The sequence below is a fragment of the Nonomuraea sp. NPDC001699 genome (assembly GCF_053596455.1).
Window position 1 is genome coordinate 144414 of record NZ_JBSFGF010000012.1, and the last position, 19150, is coordinate 163563.

The 19150-nt window shown below is 72.1% G+C and carries 16 protein-coding genes; 4 read left to right on the top strand and 12 right to left on the bottom strand.

Annotated features, from left to right (window positions below):
• Positions 1-31: 31 nt before the first annotated feature.
• Positions 32-1018 (top strand): ArsR family transcriptional regulator, encoded by a 987-nt coding sequence (locus tag ACWCSU_RS31845; RefSeq protein ID WP_449939943.1) that lies wholly within the window; start codon positions 32-34, stop codon positions 1016-1018.
• A gap of 45 nt (positions 1019-1063) precedes the next feature.
• On the opposite strand, the gene ACWCSU_RS31850 is transcribed toward ACWCSU_RS31845, so the two are convergent.
• The 7 genes from ACWCSU_RS31850 to ACWCSU_RS31880 all read right to left on the bottom strand — a co-directional run bounded on the left by ACWCSU_RS31850 (position 1064) and on the right by ACWCSU_RS31880 (position 9652).
• Positions 1064-1924: a carbohydrate ABC transporter permease gene (locus tag ACWCSU_RS31850; RefSeq protein WP_357697760.1), complete on the bottom strand. Its 861-nt coding sequence runs from the start codon at positions 1922-1924 to the stop codon at positions 1064-1066.
• Positions 1921-2802: a carbohydrate ABC transporter permease gene (locus ACWCSU_RS31855; RefSeq protein WP_449939944.1), complete on the bottom strand. Its 882-nt coding sequence runs from the start codon at positions 2800-2802 to the stop codon at positions 1921-1923. Before ACWCSU_RS31855 ends, ACWCSU_RS31850 begins: the two co-directional genes overlap by 4 nt.
• A gap of 54 nt (positions 2803-2856) precedes the next feature.
• Positions 2857-4152 carry an ABC transporter substrate-binding protein gene (locus ACWCSU_RS31860; RefSeq protein WP_364084932.1) on the bottom strand — a complete coding sequence of 432 codons (1296 nt, stop codon included), beginning with the start codon at positions 4150-4152 and terminating at the stop codon, positions 2857-2859.
• A 122-nt stretch (positions 4153-4274) separates the two neighbouring features.
• The gene (locus ACWCSU_RS31865) at positions 4275-5048 is read right to left on the bottom strand and encodes an AMP-binding protein (protein ID WP_449939945.1); all 774 of its coding nucleotides are present in this window, start codon (positions 5046-5048) and stop codon (positions 4275-4277) included.
• A gap of 358 nt (positions 5049-5406) precedes the next feature.
• Positions 5407-7761, bottom strand: coding sequence for an ATP-binding protein (locus ACWCSU_RS31870; RefSeq protein WP_449939946.1), 2355 nt, complete (start codon positions 7759-7761; stop codon positions 5407-5409).
• A 70-nt stretch (positions 7762-7831) separates the two neighbouring features.
• Positions 7832-9256 carry a penicillin-binding transpeptidase domain-containing protein gene (locus tag ACWCSU_RS31875; RefSeq protein WP_357697750.1) on the bottom strand — a complete coding sequence of 475 codons (1425 nt, stop codon included), beginning with the start codon at positions 9254-9256 and terminating at the stop codon, positions 7832-7834.
• Positions 9257-9292: 36 nt separating this feature from the next.
• Positions 9293-9652 (bottom strand): MerR family transcriptional regulator, encoded by a 360-nt coding sequence (locus ACWCSU_RS31880; RefSeq protein WP_357697748.1) that lies wholly within the window; start codon positions 9650-9652, stop codon positions 9293-9295.
• Between the two features lie 80 nt (positions 9653-9732).
• On the opposite strand from ACWCSU_RS31880, the gene ACWCSU_RS31885 reads away from it, so the two are divergent.
• On the top strand, positions 9733-10656 hold the full coding sequence (locus ACWCSU_RS31885; protein WP_364084944.1) for an aldo/keto reductase: 924 nt from the start codon (positions 9733-9735) through the stop codon (positions 10654-10656).
• 5 nt (positions 10657-10661) lie between these two features.
• Here ACWCSU_RS31885 and ACWCSU_RS31890 read toward each other — a convergent pair whose 3' ends face one another.
• Positions 10662-11300 carry a TetR family transcriptional regulator gene (locus ACWCSU_RS31890; RefSeq protein WP_357697746.1) on the bottom strand — a complete coding sequence of 213 codons (639 nt, stop codon included), beginning with the start codon at positions 11298-11300 and terminating at the stop codon, positions 10662-10664.
• A gap of 88 nt (positions 11301-11388) precedes the next feature.
• Between ACWCSU_RS31890 and ACWCSU_RS31895 the strand changes: the two genes are divergently transcribed.
• Positions 11389-12702, top strand: coding sequence for a GH1 family beta-glucosidase (locus ACWCSU_RS31895; protein ID WP_449939951.1), 1314 nt, complete (start codon positions 11389-11391; stop codon positions 12700-12702).
• Here ACWCSU_RS31895 and ACWCSU_RS31900 read toward each other — a convergent pair.
• Complete coding sequence (locus ACWCSU_RS31900) at positions 12684-13580, bottom strand: coiled-coil domain-containing protein (RefSeq protein WP_357697742.1); 897 nt, start codon at positions 13578-13580, stop codon at positions 12684-12686. The two genes, ACWCSU_RS31895 and ACWCSU_RS31900, sit on opposite strands and share 19 nt — an antisense overlap.
• A gap of 247 nt (positions 13581-13827) precedes the next feature.
• Here ACWCSU_RS31900 and ACWCSU_RS31905 point away from each other — a divergent pair, with 247 nt between their 5' ends.
• On the top strand, positions 13828-15261 hold the full coding sequence (locus tag ACWCSU_RS31905) for an aldehyde dehydrogenase (protein WP_449939953.1): 1434 nt from the start codon (positions 13828-13830) through the stop codon (positions 15259-15261).
• 221 nt (positions 15262-15482) lie between these two features.
• On the opposite strand, the gene ACWCSU_RS31910 is transcribed toward ACWCSU_RS31905, so the two are convergent.
• From ACWCSU_RS31910 to ACWCSU_RS31920, 3 genes are read right to left on the bottom strand one after another with little or no spacing between them, the layout of a single operon-like run.
• Complete coding sequence (locus ACWCSU_RS31910; RefSeq protein ID WP_397037742.1) at positions 15483-16235, bottom strand: alpha/beta hydrolase; 753 nt, start codon at positions 16233-16235, stop codon at positions 15483-15485.
• 10 nt (positions 16236-16245) lie between these two features.
• The gene (locus ACWCSU_RS31915) at positions 16246-18669 is read right to left on the bottom strand and encodes a LuxR C-terminal-related transcriptional regulator (RefSeq protein ID WP_449939954.1); all 2424 of its coding nucleotides are present in this window, start codon (positions 18667-18669) and stop codon (positions 16246-16248) included.
• Between the two features lie 25 nt (positions 18670-18694).
• The gene (locus ACWCSU_RS31920) at positions 18695-19135 is read right to left on the bottom strand and encodes an AMP-binding protein (RefSeq protein ID WP_397037746.1); all 441 of its coding nucleotides are present in this window, start codon (positions 19133-19135) and stop codon (positions 18695-18697) included.
• Positions 19136-19150 lie beyond the last annotated feature (15 nt).

Below are 19150 nucleotides of genomic sequence, written 5' to 3' on the forward strand. Positions count from 1 at the left end.
GCAGGGCCATAGTTTCGGATATAACCGAAAGATGGCAGTGAAGATCCAGGTGTCCCCGCAGGACCTGGTGGCCAGCCGGTTCGCGATCTCGCCGCTGATCGAGACCATGCACGCCCACTGGACGCTCGACGGCAGGAACGAACCGGGCGTGCACCGCCGGTGGGTGGAGCGGTGGCGTGGCCCGTACCTCGACCTGGTGCGACGGCATCCGGCGCTGCGCGCGCTCGCGGCGGTCAGCGGCAACAAGGGCGACGCGAACGTCGACTTCATCGCGCCGCCCCCGGCCGGGATGAGCGTGCCGTTCGAGACCGAGCTGGCCTCGATGCGCCGGACCCCGGTGGCCCAGGCCCACAAGGAGGTCACCAAGGTGCTGGCGGGACTTCCGCCGCTGCCGGAGCAGCTCCGGGACGTGCTGTTCTCGCCACGGGTGGTCCAGGTGCTGGCGGACGCGTACGAGGCCCTGTGGCGGGAGATCGTCTCGGTGAGCTGGCCGCGCTTCCACACGATCCTGGAACGCGACGTGATCCAGCGCGCCGGACGCCTGGCCGCCTACGGCTGGGCCGCCGCGCTCGACGACCTCAGCGACCAGGTGCGCTGGCGCCAGGACGGGCACATCGAGGTGCGCCTGCACACACGGCACGGCCTGCACGTGCTGGGCGGCAAGGGCCTGCTGTTCCTGCCGACGGCCTTCTCCCGTTCGGTGGGGGCGTACCTGGAGGAGTCCTGGCCCAACGCGCTGGTCTACCCGGCGCGCGGCACCGGCGCGGGGGTCGGCGTGCCGGACGGCGACCTGGCGCTGCTGATCGGGCGCACCCGGGCGCGCGTCCTCACCGAGCTGGCCGTGCCCGCGACGACCACGCACCTCGCCGCCCTGCTCGGCCAGAGCCTCGGCGCCACCGGAGGCCACCTCGCCGCCCTGCGCCGGACGGGTCTCGTCGTGGGCACCCGTACGGGCCGTTCCGTCCTTTACGCACGTACGCCGCTGGGGGACGCGCTGGTCGGCCAATCGCTGGCGTAGCGGGCCCGCCGCGGACGTCGCCCAGGCACGTCCGCGGCGGGCCGGCTAGCCCTTCAGCGCCCCCGCCATCAGGCCGCGCATGAAGAACCGGCCGAGCAGCACGTAGATCAGCATCGTCGGGACGGAGGCCAGGACGGCGGCGGCCATCTGCTGGCTGTAGGGGGTGGCCTGGGCCCCGGCGATGTTGTTGAGCATGACGGTGGTCGGCCAGCTCTGCGGCCCGGTGATGAAGACCGCGAACAGGAAGTCGTTCCACAGCGAGGTGAACTGCCAGATGATCACCACCGCGATCGCGGGCCACGACACCGGAAGCACGACCGACCAGTACGCGCGCAGCATCCCCGCGCCGTCCACCCGCGAGGCCTCGATCAGCTCGTCGGGGATGGTGACGTAGTAGTTCCGGAAGATCAGCGTGCAGATGGGGATGCCGTACACGACGTGCGCGAGCACCAGGCCCGGGATGCCGCCGTAGAAGACGCCCTGCAGCCCGGTCTGCTCGTTCAGCCAGACCATGAGCTTGACCAGCGGGATCATCACGCCCTGGTAGGGGATGAACATGCCGAACAGGAACAGGGTGAACAGCACGTCCGCGCCGGGGAAGCGCCATTTGGACAGCACGTAGCCGTTCATCGACCCGAACGCGCACGACAGCAGCGAGCCGGGGACGGCCAGCAGCACGCTGTTCCACAGGCCGGGGGCCAGCTTCTCCCAGGCCACCCGCCACGCCTCGGTGGTCCACGTCTTCGGCAGGTTCCACGCCTGGCCGGGGTCGGCCTCGGTGAGCGGCTTGAAGCTGGTGGCCAGCAGCACGTAGATCGGGACGAGGACGACGACCACCAGGGCGAGCAGCAGGCAGAACCGCACCACCCCGAACCTGCTCCGGCGCCCGCCGGCGACGGCCGTCATGGCCTGTGCTCCTTGCGCACCGACCAGATCAGGTACGGGATCACGAACACCGCCACGCTGAGCACGATGTACGACGCGATCGTGGCCCCCTTGGCCGGGTCGTGCGAGTCGTAGACCGCCACCCACATGAACACGGCGGGCACGTCGGTGATGATCTGCTTGCCGGACACCGCCACGATGAGATCGAAGACCTTGAGCGAGATGTGTCCGAGGATGATCAGCGCCGACAGGGTGACCGGCCTGAGCATGGGCAGCACCACGTGCCGGTAGACGCCCCACTCGCCGGCGCCGTCCACCCGCGCGGCCTCGCGCAGCTCCTCGGGCACGCCACGGAACCCCGCCAGGAACAACGCCATGACATATCCGGACATCTGCCAGATCGCGGGGAGCGCCATCGCGGCCATTCCCCAGTCCGGATCCCTGAACCACTGCCACTGCGGCAGCCCGATCGCGTCGAACAGCCGGTTCAGGCCGACCGCCCGCTCACCCGTCCCCGAGTTCATCAGCCACCGCCACACGATGCCGGTCGCGACGAACGACACGGCCATCGGGAACAGGTAGATCGCCCGGAACGTGCCCTCCCCCCAGATCCCCTTCTCCATGAGGAACGCCAGGAACCAGCCCAGCACCAGCGCCCCCACCACGAACGTGATCGTGAACACGATCGCGTGGTTCACGGAGAGGCGCCAGCGCGCCTGGTCCCAGATGTCGATGAAGTTCTTCAGCCCCACGAACGTGCCCTCGGACACCTCATCGTGCTGGTCGGTCATGGCCAGGCGGAAGTTCCAGCCCAGCATGCCGTACACGAACACGCCGATCGCCACGATCGACGGCGCGACGAGGAGGAGTCCGGGCAGCCAGGTGCGTGCCCGCCTCACAACCGTTTCCCTTCGCGCGGGTACGGCGGGAGCGCCCCGCCGTACCCGCATGCGTCACTGAGCGTTGGCCTTGGCCGCGTCGGCCAGGCCCTGCTGCAGGCCCTTGACGTCCTTGCTGCCGATGAACAGCCCGACCGCCTCGTTGATCGAGGCCAGCCACGGCTGGCTCACCGAGACGCCGTGCTGGATGGAGCCGGCGAGCTTGTTGCCCGACCAGTCCTTCAGCGCGTCGGCCAGGTAGTCGGTGTAGAGCGACTGGTCGGCGTCCTTGCGGGCGGGGATGGAGCCCTTCTTGGGGTTGAAGGCGTCCTGGCCCTCCTTGCTCGCCGCGACCTTCAGCCACGCGACGGCCCCGTCCCGGTTCTTGGCGCCCTTGGGCAGCGTGAAGCTGTCCGACAGCCACATGTAGGTGCCCTCGGTGCCGGGCGCGGGCGCCCAGTCGAAGTCCGTCTTGGACGTCTTGCCGAGGCCGCCCTCCGGCGGGTTGTGGAAGTAGCCGTAGGCCCAGTCGCCCATGATGTTGAACGCCGCCTCGCCGTCGGCCACCTGCTTGGCCGCGGGCTGCCAGTCGTCCTGCGGGTCGCCCGCGTACGACATGATCTTGGCGTAGTTCTCCAGCGCCTTGGTCATCTGCGGGCCGCTCCAGTCGGCGCCCGGCTTGAACAGCGCGTTGTAGGCGTCGGTGCCGAGCGAGCCGAGCAGCACGTTCTCCAGCAGGTGGGTGGCGGTCCACTCCGAGCCGACGGAGATCGGGATCTTGCCCTTGGCCTTGACCTTCTCCAGGTCGGCGATGAACTCCTCGATCGTCTTGGGCGCGGCCGCGATGCCGGCGTCCTTGAGCACCTTGGGGTTGAACCACAGGACGTTCGACCGGTGGATGTTGACCGGCACCGAGTAGATCTTTCCCTCGACGCTGATCTGCTCGACGAGCTGGGCCGGGAAGACGTCCTTGAGCTTCAGTTCGTCGTACAGGAACGTCAGGTCCTCCAGGTTGCCCGCCTTGATGTAGCCCTGCAACTCGGCGCCGGCGTGCCCCTGGAAGGTGTCGGGCGGCGTGTTGGCCTGCAACTTCGACTGCAACAACGCCTTGGCCTTGTCACCCGAGCCGCCCGCCACGGCGGCGTCGAAGAACGTGTAGTTCGGGTTCTTGTCCTCGAATATCTTCTTCATCGCCTGGAGGCCGTCGGCCTCGCCGGGGCCGGTCCACCAGGAGAAGACCTCCACCTGCTGCTTGCCGCCGCTGCTCGGCGCGGCCGACTGGGAGGCCTGTCCGCCGCTGCCTCCGCCGCAGCCCGCCAGGCCGAGAACGCCCGCCATTGTGATCGAGACGGCCGCTAACCACCGTCGCATCGCACACCATTCCCTTCGATTCCCCCGAAGTTGGTGACCTTTGACAACGTTGTCAACAACGGATATCAACCCACTTCGCGCGCGCCGACGTCAAGGGCGGAGCAGGTAACAGGTCCGCATACTCAGCCGACGCGCTCCAGCGTGCCGTCCGGGCCGGTGAGCACGGTGACGCCCGCGTCGTAGCCGTGACCGGGCAGGTCACCGCGGCCCGCGGCCACGATCAGCGCCCCCTTGGACAAGGCGAGGCCGACCAGCGCGGGCAGGTCGGCGCCGTCGCCGGGCGGCCACGTGCTGAGCACGACGTCGGACTCCTTCAGGCCGACGGGCACGTCGAGCTCGTCCATCCTGGCCAGCAGGTCGGCGTGGGTGAGCCGGGCGCCGCCGGGGAACGTCAGCGCGTCCTGCCGCTCGGCGTCGAGCGCGGGCAGCGCGATCGGCTCCAGCACGAGCAGGCCGCGGAAGTCGAACGTGTCGAGCGCCGGGCCGAGGCAGACCACCTGGCGCACGCGGGAGCCCTCGGCCGCCGCGAGCGCCGTCCCGGCCAGGTCGGGGGTGGTGATCAGCGTGCGGGCGTCGCACTCGCGCAGCAGCCCGGCCACCTCGTCGGCGCCGAGCCCGGGATCGATCGGCGCGGCCACCCCGCCGGCCGCCAGCACGGTGTACAGGGCCACCGTCTGCGTGCCGGTCGTGGGGACGAGCACCCCCACCACCTGGTCGCGCCGCGCTCCCCTGCGCACCAGCCCGGACGCCGCCCTGGTCACCTGGGTCACCAGGCTGCGGTAGCCGTAGACGTGGCCGCCGCGCAGATCGATGAGCGCCGGCCGCTCGCCCCGCTCGTAGGCCCGGCGGAACACCTCGTGGATCACGGTGCCGGAGGACGAGGCGGACGGCGTCATGCCCGTCAACGTACGGTCGCCCGCGCGCCGGCCGCATCCACCGATCTATGTAGAGCGGTGTGCATTTCCCCAGCCCAGGGGCGAGGTGGGCGGGCCCGAGCCCTGCGCGACTCGAGCCCGCTGTCACGCGTCCGGGAACCGGGCCCCCACCCCTCCGAGAAGGCCCGGCTCCGTCGGGACGCGTGACGTCCCTCGGTCGACCGGCCGCCGCGGCCCCCGGCGCGAGGACGGGGAGCGCGGAGCGCGTTCGATCACAGGCAGAACGGTAGGCGTCAGGGCCCCGGCGGCACATGCGCTGACATGGCCATTCGACGATGTAAGCGCCGGACGGCGCCGATGTGTAGAGAACCCGCCGGGATCAGCGTCCGCCGATCATCCATGCGGCAATCTGTGTACGCGTGGAGAAGCCGAGCTTGCCGAGGATGTTGGCGACGTGCCGCGCGGCCGTGGCCGGGCTGATCACCAGTTCGTCGGCGATGGCCCGGTTGCTCAGCCCGCGGGCCACCAGCTCGGCGATCTCGCGTTCCCTGGCCGTCAGCCTGCTGTCCCGGACGACCGGGGCGACCGGCTCGACCGGCAGCTCGGGCAGCGGGCCGCCGAGCGCGCAGGAGACCGCCTGGTCGGCCGTCATCGTCAGGCCCTCGGCCCACAGCAGCGCCACCACGGCCTCGCCGAGCCGGTCGCGGGCGGGGGCCAGCAGCTCTTCGGCGCGGGCGTCGGGGCGGCGGCCGCGCAGCCCCAGCGAGGCGGCCGACAGCAGGACCGCGCGCCGGGCGTCGCCCTCGGCGGCCACCAGGCGCGCCCAGGCCGCCAGCCGCCGCGCGATGCCGTCGCGCAGGCCCGCGTCGCGGCTGAGCACCAGCGCCTCGGTGAGCCGCGTGCGCGCCTCGGCCAGGTCGCCCTCGTCGAGCGCGACGCGGCCGAGCCCGGCCAGGCAGCTCACGATCTGCTGCCGGGCGTCGATGTGCCGCACCAGGCGCAGGCCGGCCTCGTAGTGCCGTCTGGCGCCCACCCGGTCGCCGGTGCGCCGGGCGATCTGGGCCAGGCCGACGTGGCCGTAGGACTGGCCGAGGTGGTTGTCCAGCCGCTCGCTCAGCGCCAGGACCTCCTCGAACGCCCGCCGCGCCTCGTGCAGGCGGCCGGTCCGCAGGCCGAAGTCGGCCCGGGTGCCCTGGGCGAGCGACTCCAGGATCGGGTCGCCGCGCCGCCGCGCCGCCTCCAGGGCCGGGGTCAGCGGCTCCTGGTCGCCGGTCGCCTGGGCCAGCATGATCAGGCCCACGGCCTCGCCGTAGGCGTCGCGGGCGTCGACGCACAGCGCCAGCCCGATCTGCACGCACCGGGCCGCGAGCTCCGTCTCGCCGGCCGCGAGCGCCAGCTCACCGCGCAGGATCATGGCCTGCCCGCGTAATCCCCCGGACACCTCGGGGGCGTCGAGCGCGAGCAGCCGGTCGAGCCGGTCGGCGATGTCGAGCCGGCGTCCGCTGGCCATGAGCAGGTAGCGCACGTCGGTCAGCAGTCGCAGGGCGGTCTGCGGGGAGCCGCTGGCCGCGGCCCAGTCGCAGGCCGCGCCCACCTCGGCCTTGAGCCCGTCGAACAGGTTGACGAAGCGCTCGACCACGGGCCACGACGTGTGCGCGCCCGGCGCGAGGACGTCCTTGAACCGCCCGGCCAGCCCGGCGAGGGCGGACAGGTGCGCGCGCCGCAGCGTCACCTCCTCCCCGGACTCGGCGAGCTGCTCCAGCGCGTATTCGCGGACGGTCTCCAGCAGCCGGTAACGGGCCTGGCCGGCGATCTCACCGTCGAGCACGACCAGCGACTTGTCGACCAGGTCGCACAGGCGTGGCAGCACGTCCTCCTCGGGCAGGCCGGAGCCCGCGCACACCGCTTCGGCCAGGTCGAGCGTCCAGCAGGAGCGGAAGGCCGCCACGCGGCGCAGCAGCAGGCGTTCCTGGGCGCTGAGCAGCCGGTAGCTCCAGTCGACGGCGGCGCGCAGCGTACGGTGCCTGGCGTGGGCCGTACGGGCGCCGCCCGCCAGCACCCTGAACCGGTCGTCGAGCCGCTCGACGAGCTGCCTGACCGACAACACCCGGACCATCGCGGCGGCCAGCTCGATCGCCAGCGGCAGCCCGTCGAGCGCCTGGCACAGCTCGACCGCGAGCGGCAACGTCTCCTCGGTCAGCTCGAAGCCGGGACGCGCGGCGCCGGCCCTGGTCACGAACAGGCGCACGGCCTCGCTCTCCTCGCCGACGAGCGAGAGCGGCGGCACCCGCCAGACGGTCTCGCCCGGCACGCGCAGCGGCTCGCGGCTGGTGGCCAGCACGGTGAGCCTCGGGCAGGCGCCGAGCAGGTCGCGGCAGAGCTCGGCGCACTCGCCGACCACCGGCTCGCAGTTGTCCAGCACGAGCAGCACGCGACGGCCGCCGACGGTGTTCGCCAGGTCCTCGGCGACGCCGAGCGCGGCCGCGACCCGCTCCCGCAGCTCGCCCTTCTCCAGGTCGGCCAGCTCGACCAGCCACACGCCGTCGGGGTGCTCGGAGGCGACCCTGGCGGCCAGGCGCAGGGCGAGGCGCGTCTTGCCGATGCCTCCGGCGCCGCACAGCGTCACCACCCGCGACACCCGGCTGAGGTGCACCAGCTCATCGAGATCGGACTCCCGGCCCACGAACAGGTTCGGCTCGGCCGGCAGGTTGCGGAAATCGGCGGTTCGCAGCATCACTGTGAGTGTGGCATCAACTACCGTTCGCGCCCAGACTCAAATCTGTGGAGAACTCGGCCGACGGCGGTCAGGCGAGCGCCGCCTCCAGCACCGCGCGGGCGACCCCGGCCACCGCCGCGGCCCGGGGGCCCGGGTCCTCCAGCACCACGCCGACGGCCACCTCGGGGGCCCGCACCGGGGCGAACGCCGTGGCCAGCGCGTGCTCTCCGTCCGCCACCGCGATCTTGGCGGCCACCTCGACGCCGGGGACGGCCACCGCCGCGCCCGGCCCGCCCGTGTGCGTCACCGTGGTCATCATCGCGGCCAGGTAGCGGGCCTGGGCGGGGGTCATGGTGGTGCGGTACGGCGTCGACCCCGCCTGGCCGAGCATCGAGCCGTCCGGCAGGCTCACCTCCTCCACCAGGTACGGCCGCATCAGCACGCCGTTGTTGGCCACGGCCGCCGACAACATCGCGACCATCAGCGGGGTGGCCCGGTCCTGGTCGTGGCCGACGGCCGACAGGGCGGTCCGGGCCCGGTCCATGCCCTGCGGGAACGTGCTGGGCGTCGCGGCCAGCGGCACCCGCAGTCCCCTGTCGCCGAACCCGAACGCCTCGGCCTGGTCCCTCAGGATGTCCTGGCCGAGCTGCACCCCGATGCCCGCGTACGCGGTGTCGCACGAGGTCTGGAAGGCGCGCAGCAACGTGGGACGGGCCCTGCCGCACGGCCCGGCGAGCGGGGCGGGCAGCCGCAGGCGGACGGCGGCGTCCACGGGCGCCGTGGGCGTGTACTCGCCCGAGGCCAGCGCGGCGGCCGTCGTCACCAGCTTGAACGTGGCCCCCGGCGGATAGACCTGGTTGAGCGCCCGGTTCAGCAGCGGCCGTCCGGGGGCCTCCCGCAGCCGGCCGAGCGTGGCGTCGAGCCGGGCGGGGTCGAAGGTGGCCAGGGCGTTGGGGTCGTAGGACGGGTAGCTGGCCAGGGCGAGGATCGCGCCGGTCGCCGGGTCGAGGGCCACGGCCGCGCCGGGCACGCCGGCGGCCTCCAGCGCGTGGTAGGCGGCCCACTGGGTGCGCTGGGCGATGGTCAGCCGTACGTCGGCGCCGGCCACGTCGCCGTCGCTGACCATCGAGCGCACCTTGACCTTGGCGTCGTCGCCGGACAGGACGCCGTCCTCGGCCTCCTCCACGCCCGTGGAGCGGTAGAGGGACATGTAGCCGGTGACGGGGGCGTAGAGCTCGCCGTCGGTGTAGACCCGCTGGAACCGGTACGGGCTGCCGGCGGGCGCCGGGCGGCTCCTGGCCATGGTCGCGCCGTCGTAGGTCAGGATGTCGCCGCGCGGACGGGCGAACCGGGCGATGAGCGAGCGTTCGTTGCGCCGGTCGGCGTTGAGCGCCCGCGTCCCGAACGCCTGGACGACCGTGATGTGGGCCAGCAGGACGAACAGCATGGCCGCGCAGGAGGCGGCCAGGTGGCGCAGCGGGACGTTGATCCGCTTCGCCCTGGTGACGGCCATGGTCTTTGGTCTAACAACCGGACCACCAAGGCAGGGCTACAGGACGCTGCGGTAGTAGGAAATCTTGCGGTGGATGTAGTCCTGGCGCTCGGTCAGGTTGGCGATCTGGGCCTGGACCTGCCGGTCGTGCTCCTCCAGGAGCCTGATGCGGTCGGGGATCGTCCGGTCGCCGCCGCGTACGAGCTCGGCGAAGCGCAGCAGCATGGCGATGGGCATGCCCGTGTCGCGCAGGCATCGGATCATGCCGAGCCAGCCGACGTCCTCCTCGCTGAACCTGCGCTGACCGGCCGCGTTGCGCTCGATGCGCTCCAGCAGGCCGATCTTCTCGTAGTAGCGCAGAGTGTCGAGGCTGAAGCCGGTCTCCTCGACGACCTCGGCGGGTGTGTACACGCTCACGCTCCCCAGTCTTCCACCTGGAGCGCACTCCAGGTCAACGGCTTGACATGGAGTGCGCTCCAGGTCAGAGGGTCTGGCCCATGAACATCGCACTCGGCACGATCCCGTTCGGCACCGGCGTCGGCCTGCGGGAGACCTTCGCCATCCTCGACCGCTTCCAGGACGCCGGCGGCACCATGCTGGACACCGCCAACAACTACCCCTTCTGGGACGAGGGCCGCACCGGGGACGAGAGCGAGGAGGCCGTCGGGGCCTGGCTGGCCGCGCGCGGCAACCGGGACCGGATCTTCATCGGCACCAAGGGCGGGGCCCGGCCGACCGTGCCCGGCGACCGCACACTCGGCTCGGCCGAGGGCCTGTCGGCCGCGGCCGTCACGCGGGCCGCCGAAGGCAGCCTCCGGAGGCTGCGGACGGACCACATCGACCTGTACTGGTCGCACATCGAGGACCGTTCGGTGCCGCTGTCGGAGACGCTGGGCGCCCTGAACACGCTGGCCGAGCAGGGCAAGGTCCGCGCGCTGGGAGCGAGCAACATCGCCGCCTGGCGGCTGGAGCGGGCCAGGAACGTCTCCGGCGCGCGCGGCTGGCTGCCGTACGGTCATGTGCAGCTCCGCCACACCTACCTGCGCCCGCGGCCCTTCACCCGGCTCCCGGAGGGCGGCCACACGCTGGCCTCGGACGAGACCCTCGACTACGTCGCCGCCGAGCCGGACGTGACGTTGTGGGCCTACAACACGCTGATGTCGGGGGCGTACACGCGGGCGGACCGGCCGATGCCGGAGATCTACGACCACCCGGGCACGGCCCGCCGCCTGGCCGTGCTGCGCGAGGTCGCCGGCGAGCTGGGCGCGACGCCCAACCAGGTGGTGCTGGCGTGGCTGATGGCCGACGGCCACGTGCCCGTGGTGGGCGTGTCCACGACGGCCCAGCTCGACGAGGTCGTCGGCGCGGCGGACGTCAAGCTGGACGCCGAGCTGCACGCCCGCCTCGGCGCGGTCGCCTGACGGGGTCAGGGCAGGTGGTCGGCGAGATAGCGGCGGACGAGCTGCTTGCACTCGGCGATCAGGTCGGCGTCGCCGTCGGGATCGACCCGGAAGGCGAGCTTGAGCACGGCGTCCGTGGCCTCGACGGCCACCACGAGCGCCCGGTCGAGCCCGGGGCCGGCGGGCGCGTGGAGCAGGGCGAGGGTGAGCGCGCGCAGCCGGTCGGCCACGATGACGTTGTTGTCGAGGGCGCTGTCGAGCGTGCGCTTGGTGCCCTCCAGCGGCGGCCCGCCGGGGGTGGGCAGCACCTCGCCGAAGTCGACCACCCCGAACCCCGGGGTGGTGCGTTTCATGTCGACGAACTCGTCGATGGCCAGGTCGACCAGGTCGGTCCAGTGGCCGAGGTCGGCCTCGGCGATGCGCTGGGTGACCCGCTGGAGGAACGCCTCCAGGTTGCGCAGCGCGAGGGCGCGCACCAGGCCCTGCTTGTCGCGGAAGAACTGGTAGAAGGTGCCGATGGGGACCTCGGCGCGGCGCGCGACCTCCTTCGTGGTCAACGCCTCGTAGCCGACCTCGTCGAGCAGGAGCGCGCACTCGTCGAGCATCCGCTCCACCCGCTCCACGCTCCGGCGCTGGGCGGGACGGCGGCGCAAGGTACTCGTCATGCTCCCCATCCTGGCTTATTACCAGCAGGTACAGACCGGCCTCTTTGCCGTCCGTTAACATGAGCCATACTCGCATAAAGGAGCCGAGATGTTCTTATGGGGTACGGCGACCGCCGCCTACCAGATCGAGGGCGCGGTGACCGAGGACGGCCGGGGCGCGTCCGTCTGGGACACCTTCGCCCACGAGCCCGGCCGCACCAGGGACGGCCACACCGGCGACGTGGCCTGCGACCACTACCACCGCTGGCCCGAGGACATCGGGCTCATGTCCGGCCTCGGCGTGAACGCCTACCGCTTCTCCATCGCCTGGCCGCGCGTGCAGCCCCTCGGCGCCGGCGAGGTCAACCCCAAGGGCCTCGACTTCTACGAACGCCTGACCGACGGCCTGCTGGCGGCCGGCATCCAGCCCGTGCCCACGCTCTTCCACTGGGACCTCCCCCAGGCCCTCCAGGACGAGGGCGGCTGGACGAACCGCGACACGGCCGGACGCTTCGCCGACTACGCCGCGATCGTCGCCGAGCGCCTGGCCGACCGCATCCCCCTGTGGATCACCCTGAACGAGCCCTTCGTCCACATGGCCTTCGGCCACGCCATGGGCATCCACGCCCCCGGCCAGGCCCTCCTGCTCGACGCCCTTCCCGTGGCCCACCACCAGCTCCTCGGCCACGGCCTGGCGGTCGGGGCCCTGCGGGCGGCGGGCGCGCGGCAGGTGGCCATCACCAACAACTGCACGCCGGTCTGGGCCGCCTCGCAGGAGGAGGCGGACGTCAGGGCCGCCGACGCCTACGACGTCCTGCACAACCGCCTGTTCAACGAGCCCGTGCTCCTGGGGAGCTATCCAGACCTCTCGGCCTACGTCCCCGCTCTGGACTTCCTGCGCGACGGCGACCTGGAGACCATCTCCGCGCCCCTGGACGCCCTCGGCATCAACTACTACAACCCCACCCGGATCGCCGCCCCGCCTCCCGGCGAGGTGCTCCCGTTCACCGACACCGGCCTCACCGGGTATCCCACCACCGCGTTCGGCTGGCCGGTCGTCCCCGACGGCCTGCGCGAGCTCCTGACCGGCCTCAAGGCCCGGTACGGCAGCGCGCTCCCGCCGATCCACATCACCGAGAACGGCTGCTCCCAGCCGGACGAGCTCACCCCGCGGGGAACCGTCGAGGATCAGGCCCGCATCGACTACCTGCGCGCCCACATCGACGCCGTCATGGCCGCCCGGGCCGAGGGCGTGGACGTGCGCGGCTACTTCGTCTGGTCGCTGCTGGACAACTTCGAGTGGGCCGAGGGCTACCACCAGCGCTTCGGCCTGGTGCACGTGGACTTCGCCACGGGCCGCCGCACCCCCAAGGCGTCCTACGCGTGGTACCGGGAGCGCGTCGCTCAGAACACCGACACGTGAACGTGGTCGTAGTGGTTGGCGGTCACGCCGCCCCGGTCGGACATGGGGTCCCAGCCCCCGCCTGACCGGATGTCGTAGTACCGCTGCTTCCAGATGATGTACATGACGCCGAGCCGCGAGCCGTTCTTGATGAGCCATTCGGCCAGGGCGTCCCCGCGGTCGGCGTCGGCCCCGGCGGCCATGGTGCCGCCGGGGGACATCATGAAGTCGCAGGCCCGGCCCTTGCCGTGCTCGCCGGGGTCGCCGGGGCGCAGGCAGCCCACGCCGTACTTCATCGGGAAGTTCTGCATGATCTCGGCGCGGACCGCGATCAGTCGCGGGGTCAGGCCGTCGGCGCCGCCGGGCTGCTGGAAGCCGTACTTGGCGAGCATGCGCTCGATCTCGCGCCGCTTGCCCTGAAGGGTCTTGATCTCCTTCTTCAGCTTGCTGATCTTGTCGTTGGCGTTGAGCTTGGCCTCTTTGGACTTCGCGATGAGCTGCTGGATGCTCTTGACCCGCTCGGTGCGCTCGGTGGCCATGTACGACATGTTCGCGGCCTGCCCGAGCGCGATGGCCGGGTCGACGCTCAGGCCGAAGAGCTGCACGCCGTCGAGGGGGCCGTTGACGTAGGTCTGCCGCGCGATGTCGGCCACGTCGGCCTGGGCCGCGGCCAGGCGTGCCGCCAGGTCGCCGGAGGTGTCGGTGGCGTTCTTGGCCTGGACCCTGATCTCCTCCAGGCTCTGGATCTGGCCGCGGTAGAGGTCGTTGAGCCGGGACGCCTGTTTGGTGAGTCTGCGCAGCTCATCGATGTTGGGATCGGCCGACGCCGGCTGCGGGAAGGGAAAGCCGAGCAGCCCGGAGAGGACGACGACGACCGCGGCGAGCCGCCAGATCCTCACACCCGTCCCCTCCTCGCATAGACGGACCGAAACTATAGAAGATGATCTTGATGGCTGTCATCCGAACGTGCCAAGTGGCGCACCTTTGGCGAAGTTCATGGTCTTGTGTCGGAAACAGCGAGGACCACTTGCCGGCGCCCGGAGGGTTGCGGCCCGCCCCTCTTGCGTGTACGGACAGAACATGGTTCGGTCGCCTTGAGGCGTACGGCCAACAAGCAAGCATTCGGTCAAGCAGGAGGCTCACGACATGCGCCAGCACGACAAGCTGTTCATCGGGGGCGAATGGGTGACCCCCGCGGGCACCGGGACGATCGATGTCATCTCCCCCCACACCGAGGAGGTCGTGGGCCGCGTCCCCGACAGCACGGCCGAGGACGTGAACCGCGCGGTGGCCGCCGCCCGCCAGGCGTTCGACCACGGGCCGTGGCCGCGCATGACGTTCGCCGAGCGGGCCGCCGTGATCGAGCGGCTGGCCGCGATCTACAACGAGCGGCAGGGCGAGATGGCCGCCCTGATCACCGAGGAGATGGGCTCGCCCATCACCTTCTCCAACCTCGCCCAGGCGCCGCAGCCGCTCGGCATGCTGCAGTTCTACGCCGGGCTGGGCAAGGAGTTCGCGCAGGAGGAGGAGCGTCCGGGGCTGTTCGGGCCGATCACCGTGCGGCGTGAGCCGGTCGGCGTCGTCGCGGCGATCGTGCCCTGGAACGTGCCCCAGTTCGTGACCATGACCAAGGTCGCGCCGGCGTTGCTGGCCGGGTGCGCGATCGTGCTCAAGCCCGCGCCCGAGACGCCGCTGGACGCGTACCTGCTGGCCGAGTGGGCGGCCGAGGCCGGGATCCCGGCGGGCGTGCTCAACATCGTGCCCGCCGGACGCGAGGTGGGCGAGCACCTGGTCTCGCACCCCGGCGTCGACAAGGTGGCCTTCACCGGCTCCACCGCCGCGGGCCGCCGCATCGCCTCCATCTGCGGCGAGCAGCTCAAGCGGGTCAGCCTGGAGCTCGGCGGCAAGTCCGCCGCGATCATCCTGGACGACGCCGACCTCCAGGCCGGCATGGGCTTCCTGGCCATGGCCACGCTGATGAACAACGGCCAGGCGTGCGTCGCCCAGACCCGCATCCTGGCCTCGCGCAGCCGGTACGACGAGGTCGTGGACGCCGTGGCCGCCATGGTCAACTCCCAGCCCGTCGGCGACCCGGCCGACCCGGCGACCGGCATCGGCCCGCTGGTGGCCAAGCGCCAGCAGGAACGCGTCGAGGGCTACATCAGGATCGGCATGGACGAGGGCGCCAAGGTCGTCGTCGGCGGCCTCGACCGTCCCCGCGACCGCGGCTGGTACGTCGCCCCCACGGTCTTCGCCAACGTCAGCAACGACATGCGCATCGCCCGCGAGGAGATCTTCGGCCCGGTCCTGGCGGTGATCCCGTACGAGGACGAGGCCGACGCCCTCCGCATCGCCAACGACAGCGACTACGGCCTGGCCGGCACGGTGTGGACGGCCGACACCGAGCGCGGCATGAACGTCGCCCGCCAGGTGCGCACCGGCACCTACGGCGTCAACTGCTTCATGCTGGAGTCGAACGCGCCCTTCGGCGGCTACAAGGCCAGCGGCATCGGCCGCGAGCTGGGCCCCGAGGGCCTCAACGGCTACCTGGAGTACAAGACGATCGCCCGGCTGGGCTGAGAACGGCGGACGGGAGGGGCCCCGCGCGCCGCGAGGCCCCTCCCGGGCCGGGAAGGCACCCAGCGTGCCCCCGCGACGCTAGGTGCCGGATCGGCCGCCTACAGTGGGCGACTGCCCGACTACTGAAGTATGTCCCACGGCCACCGCACAGGCGGTTTCCTTCCCCAGGGACTTTTCTCCCGGCGGATCCTTTCCATCCGCCTTAGGTAGACGCGTATTACTCACGAAAGGTTCGAGGAGATCCATTTACCGATACGCCGGATGAGTTCGGGGCTGGCGGCCGACTCCGCGTGCCCGTAGCCGGGCTCGATCCACAGCTCCTTGGGCTCGCGGGCGCCGTCGTAGAGCTGGTGGGCGTGGTCCAGCGGGAAGAAGGCGTCGGCGTCGCCGTGCACGATCAGCAGCGGCGCGGGCGAGACCAGGGCGGCGGCCTCGTGCGGCGGCATCGGGATCGGGTCCCACTGCCCACTGGCGATCCTGGTGCGCTTGGCCACCCGCGCGGCGAACCTGCCGAACGGCTGCTCGATGGCCCAGTGGACCTGGCGCATGGGCTTGGTGCCCCGGTAGTACCAGCGGGCCGGGCCGCTGACGGCCGCCACCGCGTCCACGCCCCGGCGCAGCGCCGCGTGCCGTACGGCCACCGCCGCGCCCATGGAGAAGCCCACGACCGCGATCCGGCGGTAGCCGACCACCCGGGCATGCCGTACGGCCGCCTCCACGTCGAGGATCTCCAGGTCGCCCACGGTCGTCTCGCCCCCCGAGCGGCCGTGCCCGCGGAAGTCGAACGCGAGCACACCGCCGTAGCCGCTGAGCACGTGCGCGATGCGGCGGGCGGTGCGCTCGCGCCACGATCCGGTGAAGCCGTGCGCCATGACGATCCCGATGTCCCCGGCCGCCGAGGGCGTGTGGACGGCGTCGATGCGCACACCGTCCTCGGTTCTGAGCATCACCGGGAAATTGGGCGCGAAAGGCATGAATACCAGCTTATGTGGGGTGCGATTCGAGGCCGTGCTCGGTGGCCCACACCGCGATCTGCGCCCGGGAGGCGAAGCCCAGCTTCTCCATGATGTTGGCGACGTGCCGGGCCACGGTGGCCGGGCTGATCACCAGCTTCAGCGCGATGGCCCGGTTGCTCAGCCCGCCCGTGAGCAGCGCGGCGATCTCCAGCTCCCGGCCGGTCAGCCCGCTCTGCCAGGAGCCGTTCACCGGCCGGGGCCCGCCCGCCGGGACGGCCTGGCCGGGGTCGAGCACGCGCCTGGCGACCTCCTCGGGCGACTGCCGGGCGCCCTTGGCCCACAGCAGCGACACCCGCCCCTCGCCGAGCCCGCCCCTGGCCCGCGTGAGCAGCTCCTGGACCGGGCCGGGGACGCCGTACTGGCCGATGGCCTCGCGCAGCGCGGTCGCGGCGGCGGCGGCCAGCACCGCGCCCTCCAGGTCGCCCTGCTCGCCCGCCAGCGCCGACATGGCCATCAGCGCCCGCACCACGCCCCTGCGCTGGCCGGTGCGGGTGCTCAGCGCCAGGCTCGCGGCCAGATGCAGCCGGGCGGCCGGATAGTCGTGCATCCGGGCCGACACCCGGCCCAGCTTGGCCTGGCAGCGGGCCAGCTCGACCCGGTTGCCCATGTCCTCCAGCAGCGGCAGGGCCGAGGTGTGGCAGGTCACGGCGGCCTCCAGGTCGCCCGCGGCCTCGGCCACCGCGCCCAGGTGGGTCAGCGCCCTGGCCAGCGTCCAGTGGTGGCCGGCCTCCCTGGCCAGGGCCAGCGCCTCCTCGCCGCGCCGGCGGGCCTGGCGGAGCTGGCCGCGGAAGAGCGCCAGGTTGAGCTGGGCGATGCGGACCGTGGCCAGGTTGAACGGGTCGTCGTGCGCGGTGGCCGCCGCCTCCAGCTCCTCCAGGTAGCGCAGCGCCTTCTCGCTCTGACCGGTGCGGAAGAACACGGCCAGCGCGACGCTGTAGGTGACACCCAGCCAGTGGGTGTACGGATGCCGCTTCTGCTCCTCGACGCCCTGCACCACCAGCTCTTCCGCACGGGCCAGCTCGTCGCAGATCTCCAGCCCGTACGCCAGGCCGCCCTTGGCCACGGCGACCACGTCGGAGGGCACCCGTGACAGGTCGAGGGCGAGCAGCCGCCGGTGCCAGCCGACGGTCTCGCCCAGCTCACCGCGTACGGCCAGGATCGCCAGGGCGGCGCGGGCCAGGCGCAGCCCGAGCACCGGATCGGCCGACTCCACCGCCCGCTCCACCGCCGCCCGGCAGTCGTCCATCAGCGCGCGGCCCCTGGCGAAGTGGGGGACGCGGGCGGCCCAGGGCATGCGCGGGTCGAGCGCGCCGGCCTGGTAGCAGAACTCCATCTCCTCGCAGATCACCCGCAGGTGCCGGTCGCGCAGCCGCGTCAGCTCGCCCGCCTCGGCCAGCCGCTCGGCGGCGTACTGCCTGATGGTCTCCAGGAGGCGGTAGCGCCCGTCGTGGTGGAGCACCAGCGACTTGTCCACCAGGCCGCTGAGCAGGTCGAGCAGCTCGGCCCTGCGCACGATGCCGCCGTCGGCGCACACCCGCTCGGCCACGGCCAGGTCGAACAGCCCGGCGAAGACCGACAGGCGGCGCAGCAGCACCCGCTCCTTGGGCCGCAGCAGGTCGTGGCTCCACTCGACGGTGGCCAGCAGCGTGCGCTGCCGGGCGGGCGCGGTACGGTCGCCCCTGGTCAGCAGGGTGAACCGGTCGCCGATGCGGTCGGCGATGCGGCCGGGGCTCATCAGGCTCGTCCGGGCCGCCGCCAGCTCCAGCGCCAGCGGCAACCCGTCGAGCGCCCGGCACAGGCGGACGACGTCGTCCATGCTGCCGGTCACCGAACGGGCCCCCGCCGCCAGCGCCCGCTCGACGAACAGCAGCACGGACTCGGCGTCGGGGTGGTGGTCGTCGGGCAGTTCGAGCGGCGGCACCCGCCAGACCAGCTCGCCGGGGATGTGCAGCGGCTCCCGGCTGGTGAGCAGGAAGCGCAGCTCGGGGCAGTCGGCGATCAGACCGGCGACCAGCTCGGCACACCGGTCGACCAGATGCTCGCAGTTGTCCAGCACGATCAGCGCCCTGGCCTCGCGCAGCCGTACCCGCAGGCCGTCGAGCAGCCGCCCTGGGGCCTCGTCGCGGACGCCGAGCACGCCGGCCATCTCGTTGACGATCAGCGCCGGGTCCGCCACGCGGGCCAGCTCTACCAGCCAGACGCCGTCGGCGAAGCCCGGCGCGGCCCTGGCCGCCACCCGCAGCGACAGGCGGGTCTTGCCGATGCCGCCGATGCCGCTGAGCGTGACCACGCGTTCGTCGTGGACCAGCGTGCTCAGCTCGATCAGGTCGCGCCCGCGGCCGACGAAACGGTTGGGCTCTGCGGGCAGGTTGTGCGGAACTGGCGGAGTCATGTCGGTGCCCAGGGTCAGCGGAGGATCACATTTCCGCTAAGTCTCCACCTCCGGCCGGGTCCGCGCGATCACTTTCCGTGGACTGTCCGCGACTGTTCGGATACGGATGCCGTCCGTTCAGCTCGGCGACGCTCATCACGATCCGCACCCGTGACTCCTCGGCCGCCTCCAGCGCCGCCGGCACGTCGGAGATCATGACCCGCGCGCCGCTGGCCCGGATGCGCTCACCCAGCCCGGCGCGGTCGAGGTCCACGGGCACCGGCCAGACGACGCCGCCCGCCGCCATCACCGCGTCGGCCGCCACCAGCAGGTCGGGCCCGACGGGCAGGCAGACGAGCACCGTGTCGCCCGCGCGCACGCCTCTGCGCCGCAACTGGACGGTCGCGATCGCCGACCGCTCGTCCAGTTGCTTCTCGGTGAGCTCCAGGCCCGTGCCCGCGTCCACCATGACGATGTGCTCATCCATGGCGTCCACGGTAGG

Coding starts and splice junctions, on each gene's coding strand:
- ACWCSU_RS31845 (WP_449939943.1), top strand. CDS start 32: ATGGCAGTGAAGATCCAGGTGTCCCCGCAGGACCTGGTGGCCAGCCGG.
- ACWCSU_RS31860 (WP_364084932.1), bottom strand. CDS start 4,152: ATGCGACGGTGGTTAGCGGCCGTCTCGATCACAATGGCGGGCGTTCTC.
- ACWCSU_RS31920 (WP_397037746.1), bottom strand. CDS start 19,135: ATGGATGAGCACATCGTCATGGTGGACGCGGGCACGGGCCTGGAGCTC.
- ACWCSU_RS31910 (WP_397037742.1), bottom strand. CDS start 16,235: ATGCCTTTCGCGCCCAATTTCCCGGTGATGCTCAGAACCGAGGACGGT.
- ACWCSU_RS31915 (WP_449939954.1), bottom strand. CDS start 18,669: ATGACTCCGCCAGTTCCGCACAACCTGCCCGCAGAGCCCAACCGTTTC.
- ACWCSU_RS31895 (WP_449939951.1), top strand. CDS start 11,389: ATGTTCTTATGGGGTACGGCGACCGCCGCCTACCAGATCGAGGGCGCG.
- ACWCSU_RS31905 (WP_449939953.1), top strand. CDS start 13,828: ATGCGCCAGCACGACAAGCTGTTCATCGGGGGCGAATGGGTGACCCCC.
- ACWCSU_RS31875 (WP_357697750.1), bottom strand. CDS start 9,256: ATGGCCGTCACCAGGGCGAAGCGGATCAACGTCCCGCTGCGCCACCTG.
- ACWCSU_RS31885 (WP_364084944.1), top strand. CDS start 9,733: ATGAACATCGCACTCGGCACGATCCCGTTCGGCACCGGCGTCGGCCTG.
- ACWCSU_RS31865 (WP_449939945.1), bottom strand. CDS start 5,048: ATGACGCCGTCCGCCTCGTCCTCCGGCACCGTGATCCACGAGGTGTTC.
- ACWCSU_RS31870 (WP_449939946.1), bottom strand. CDS start 7,761: ATGCTGCGAACCGCCGATTTCCGCAACCTGCCGGCCGAGCCGAACCTG.
- ACWCSU_RS31890 (WP_357697746.1), bottom strand. CDS start 11,300: ATGACGAGTACCTTGCGCCGCCGTCCCGCCCAGCGCCGGAGCGTGGAG.
- ACWCSU_RS31850 (WP_357697760.1), bottom strand. CDS start 1,924: ATGACGGCCGTCGCCGGCGGGCGCCGGAGCAGGTTCGGGGTGGTGCGG.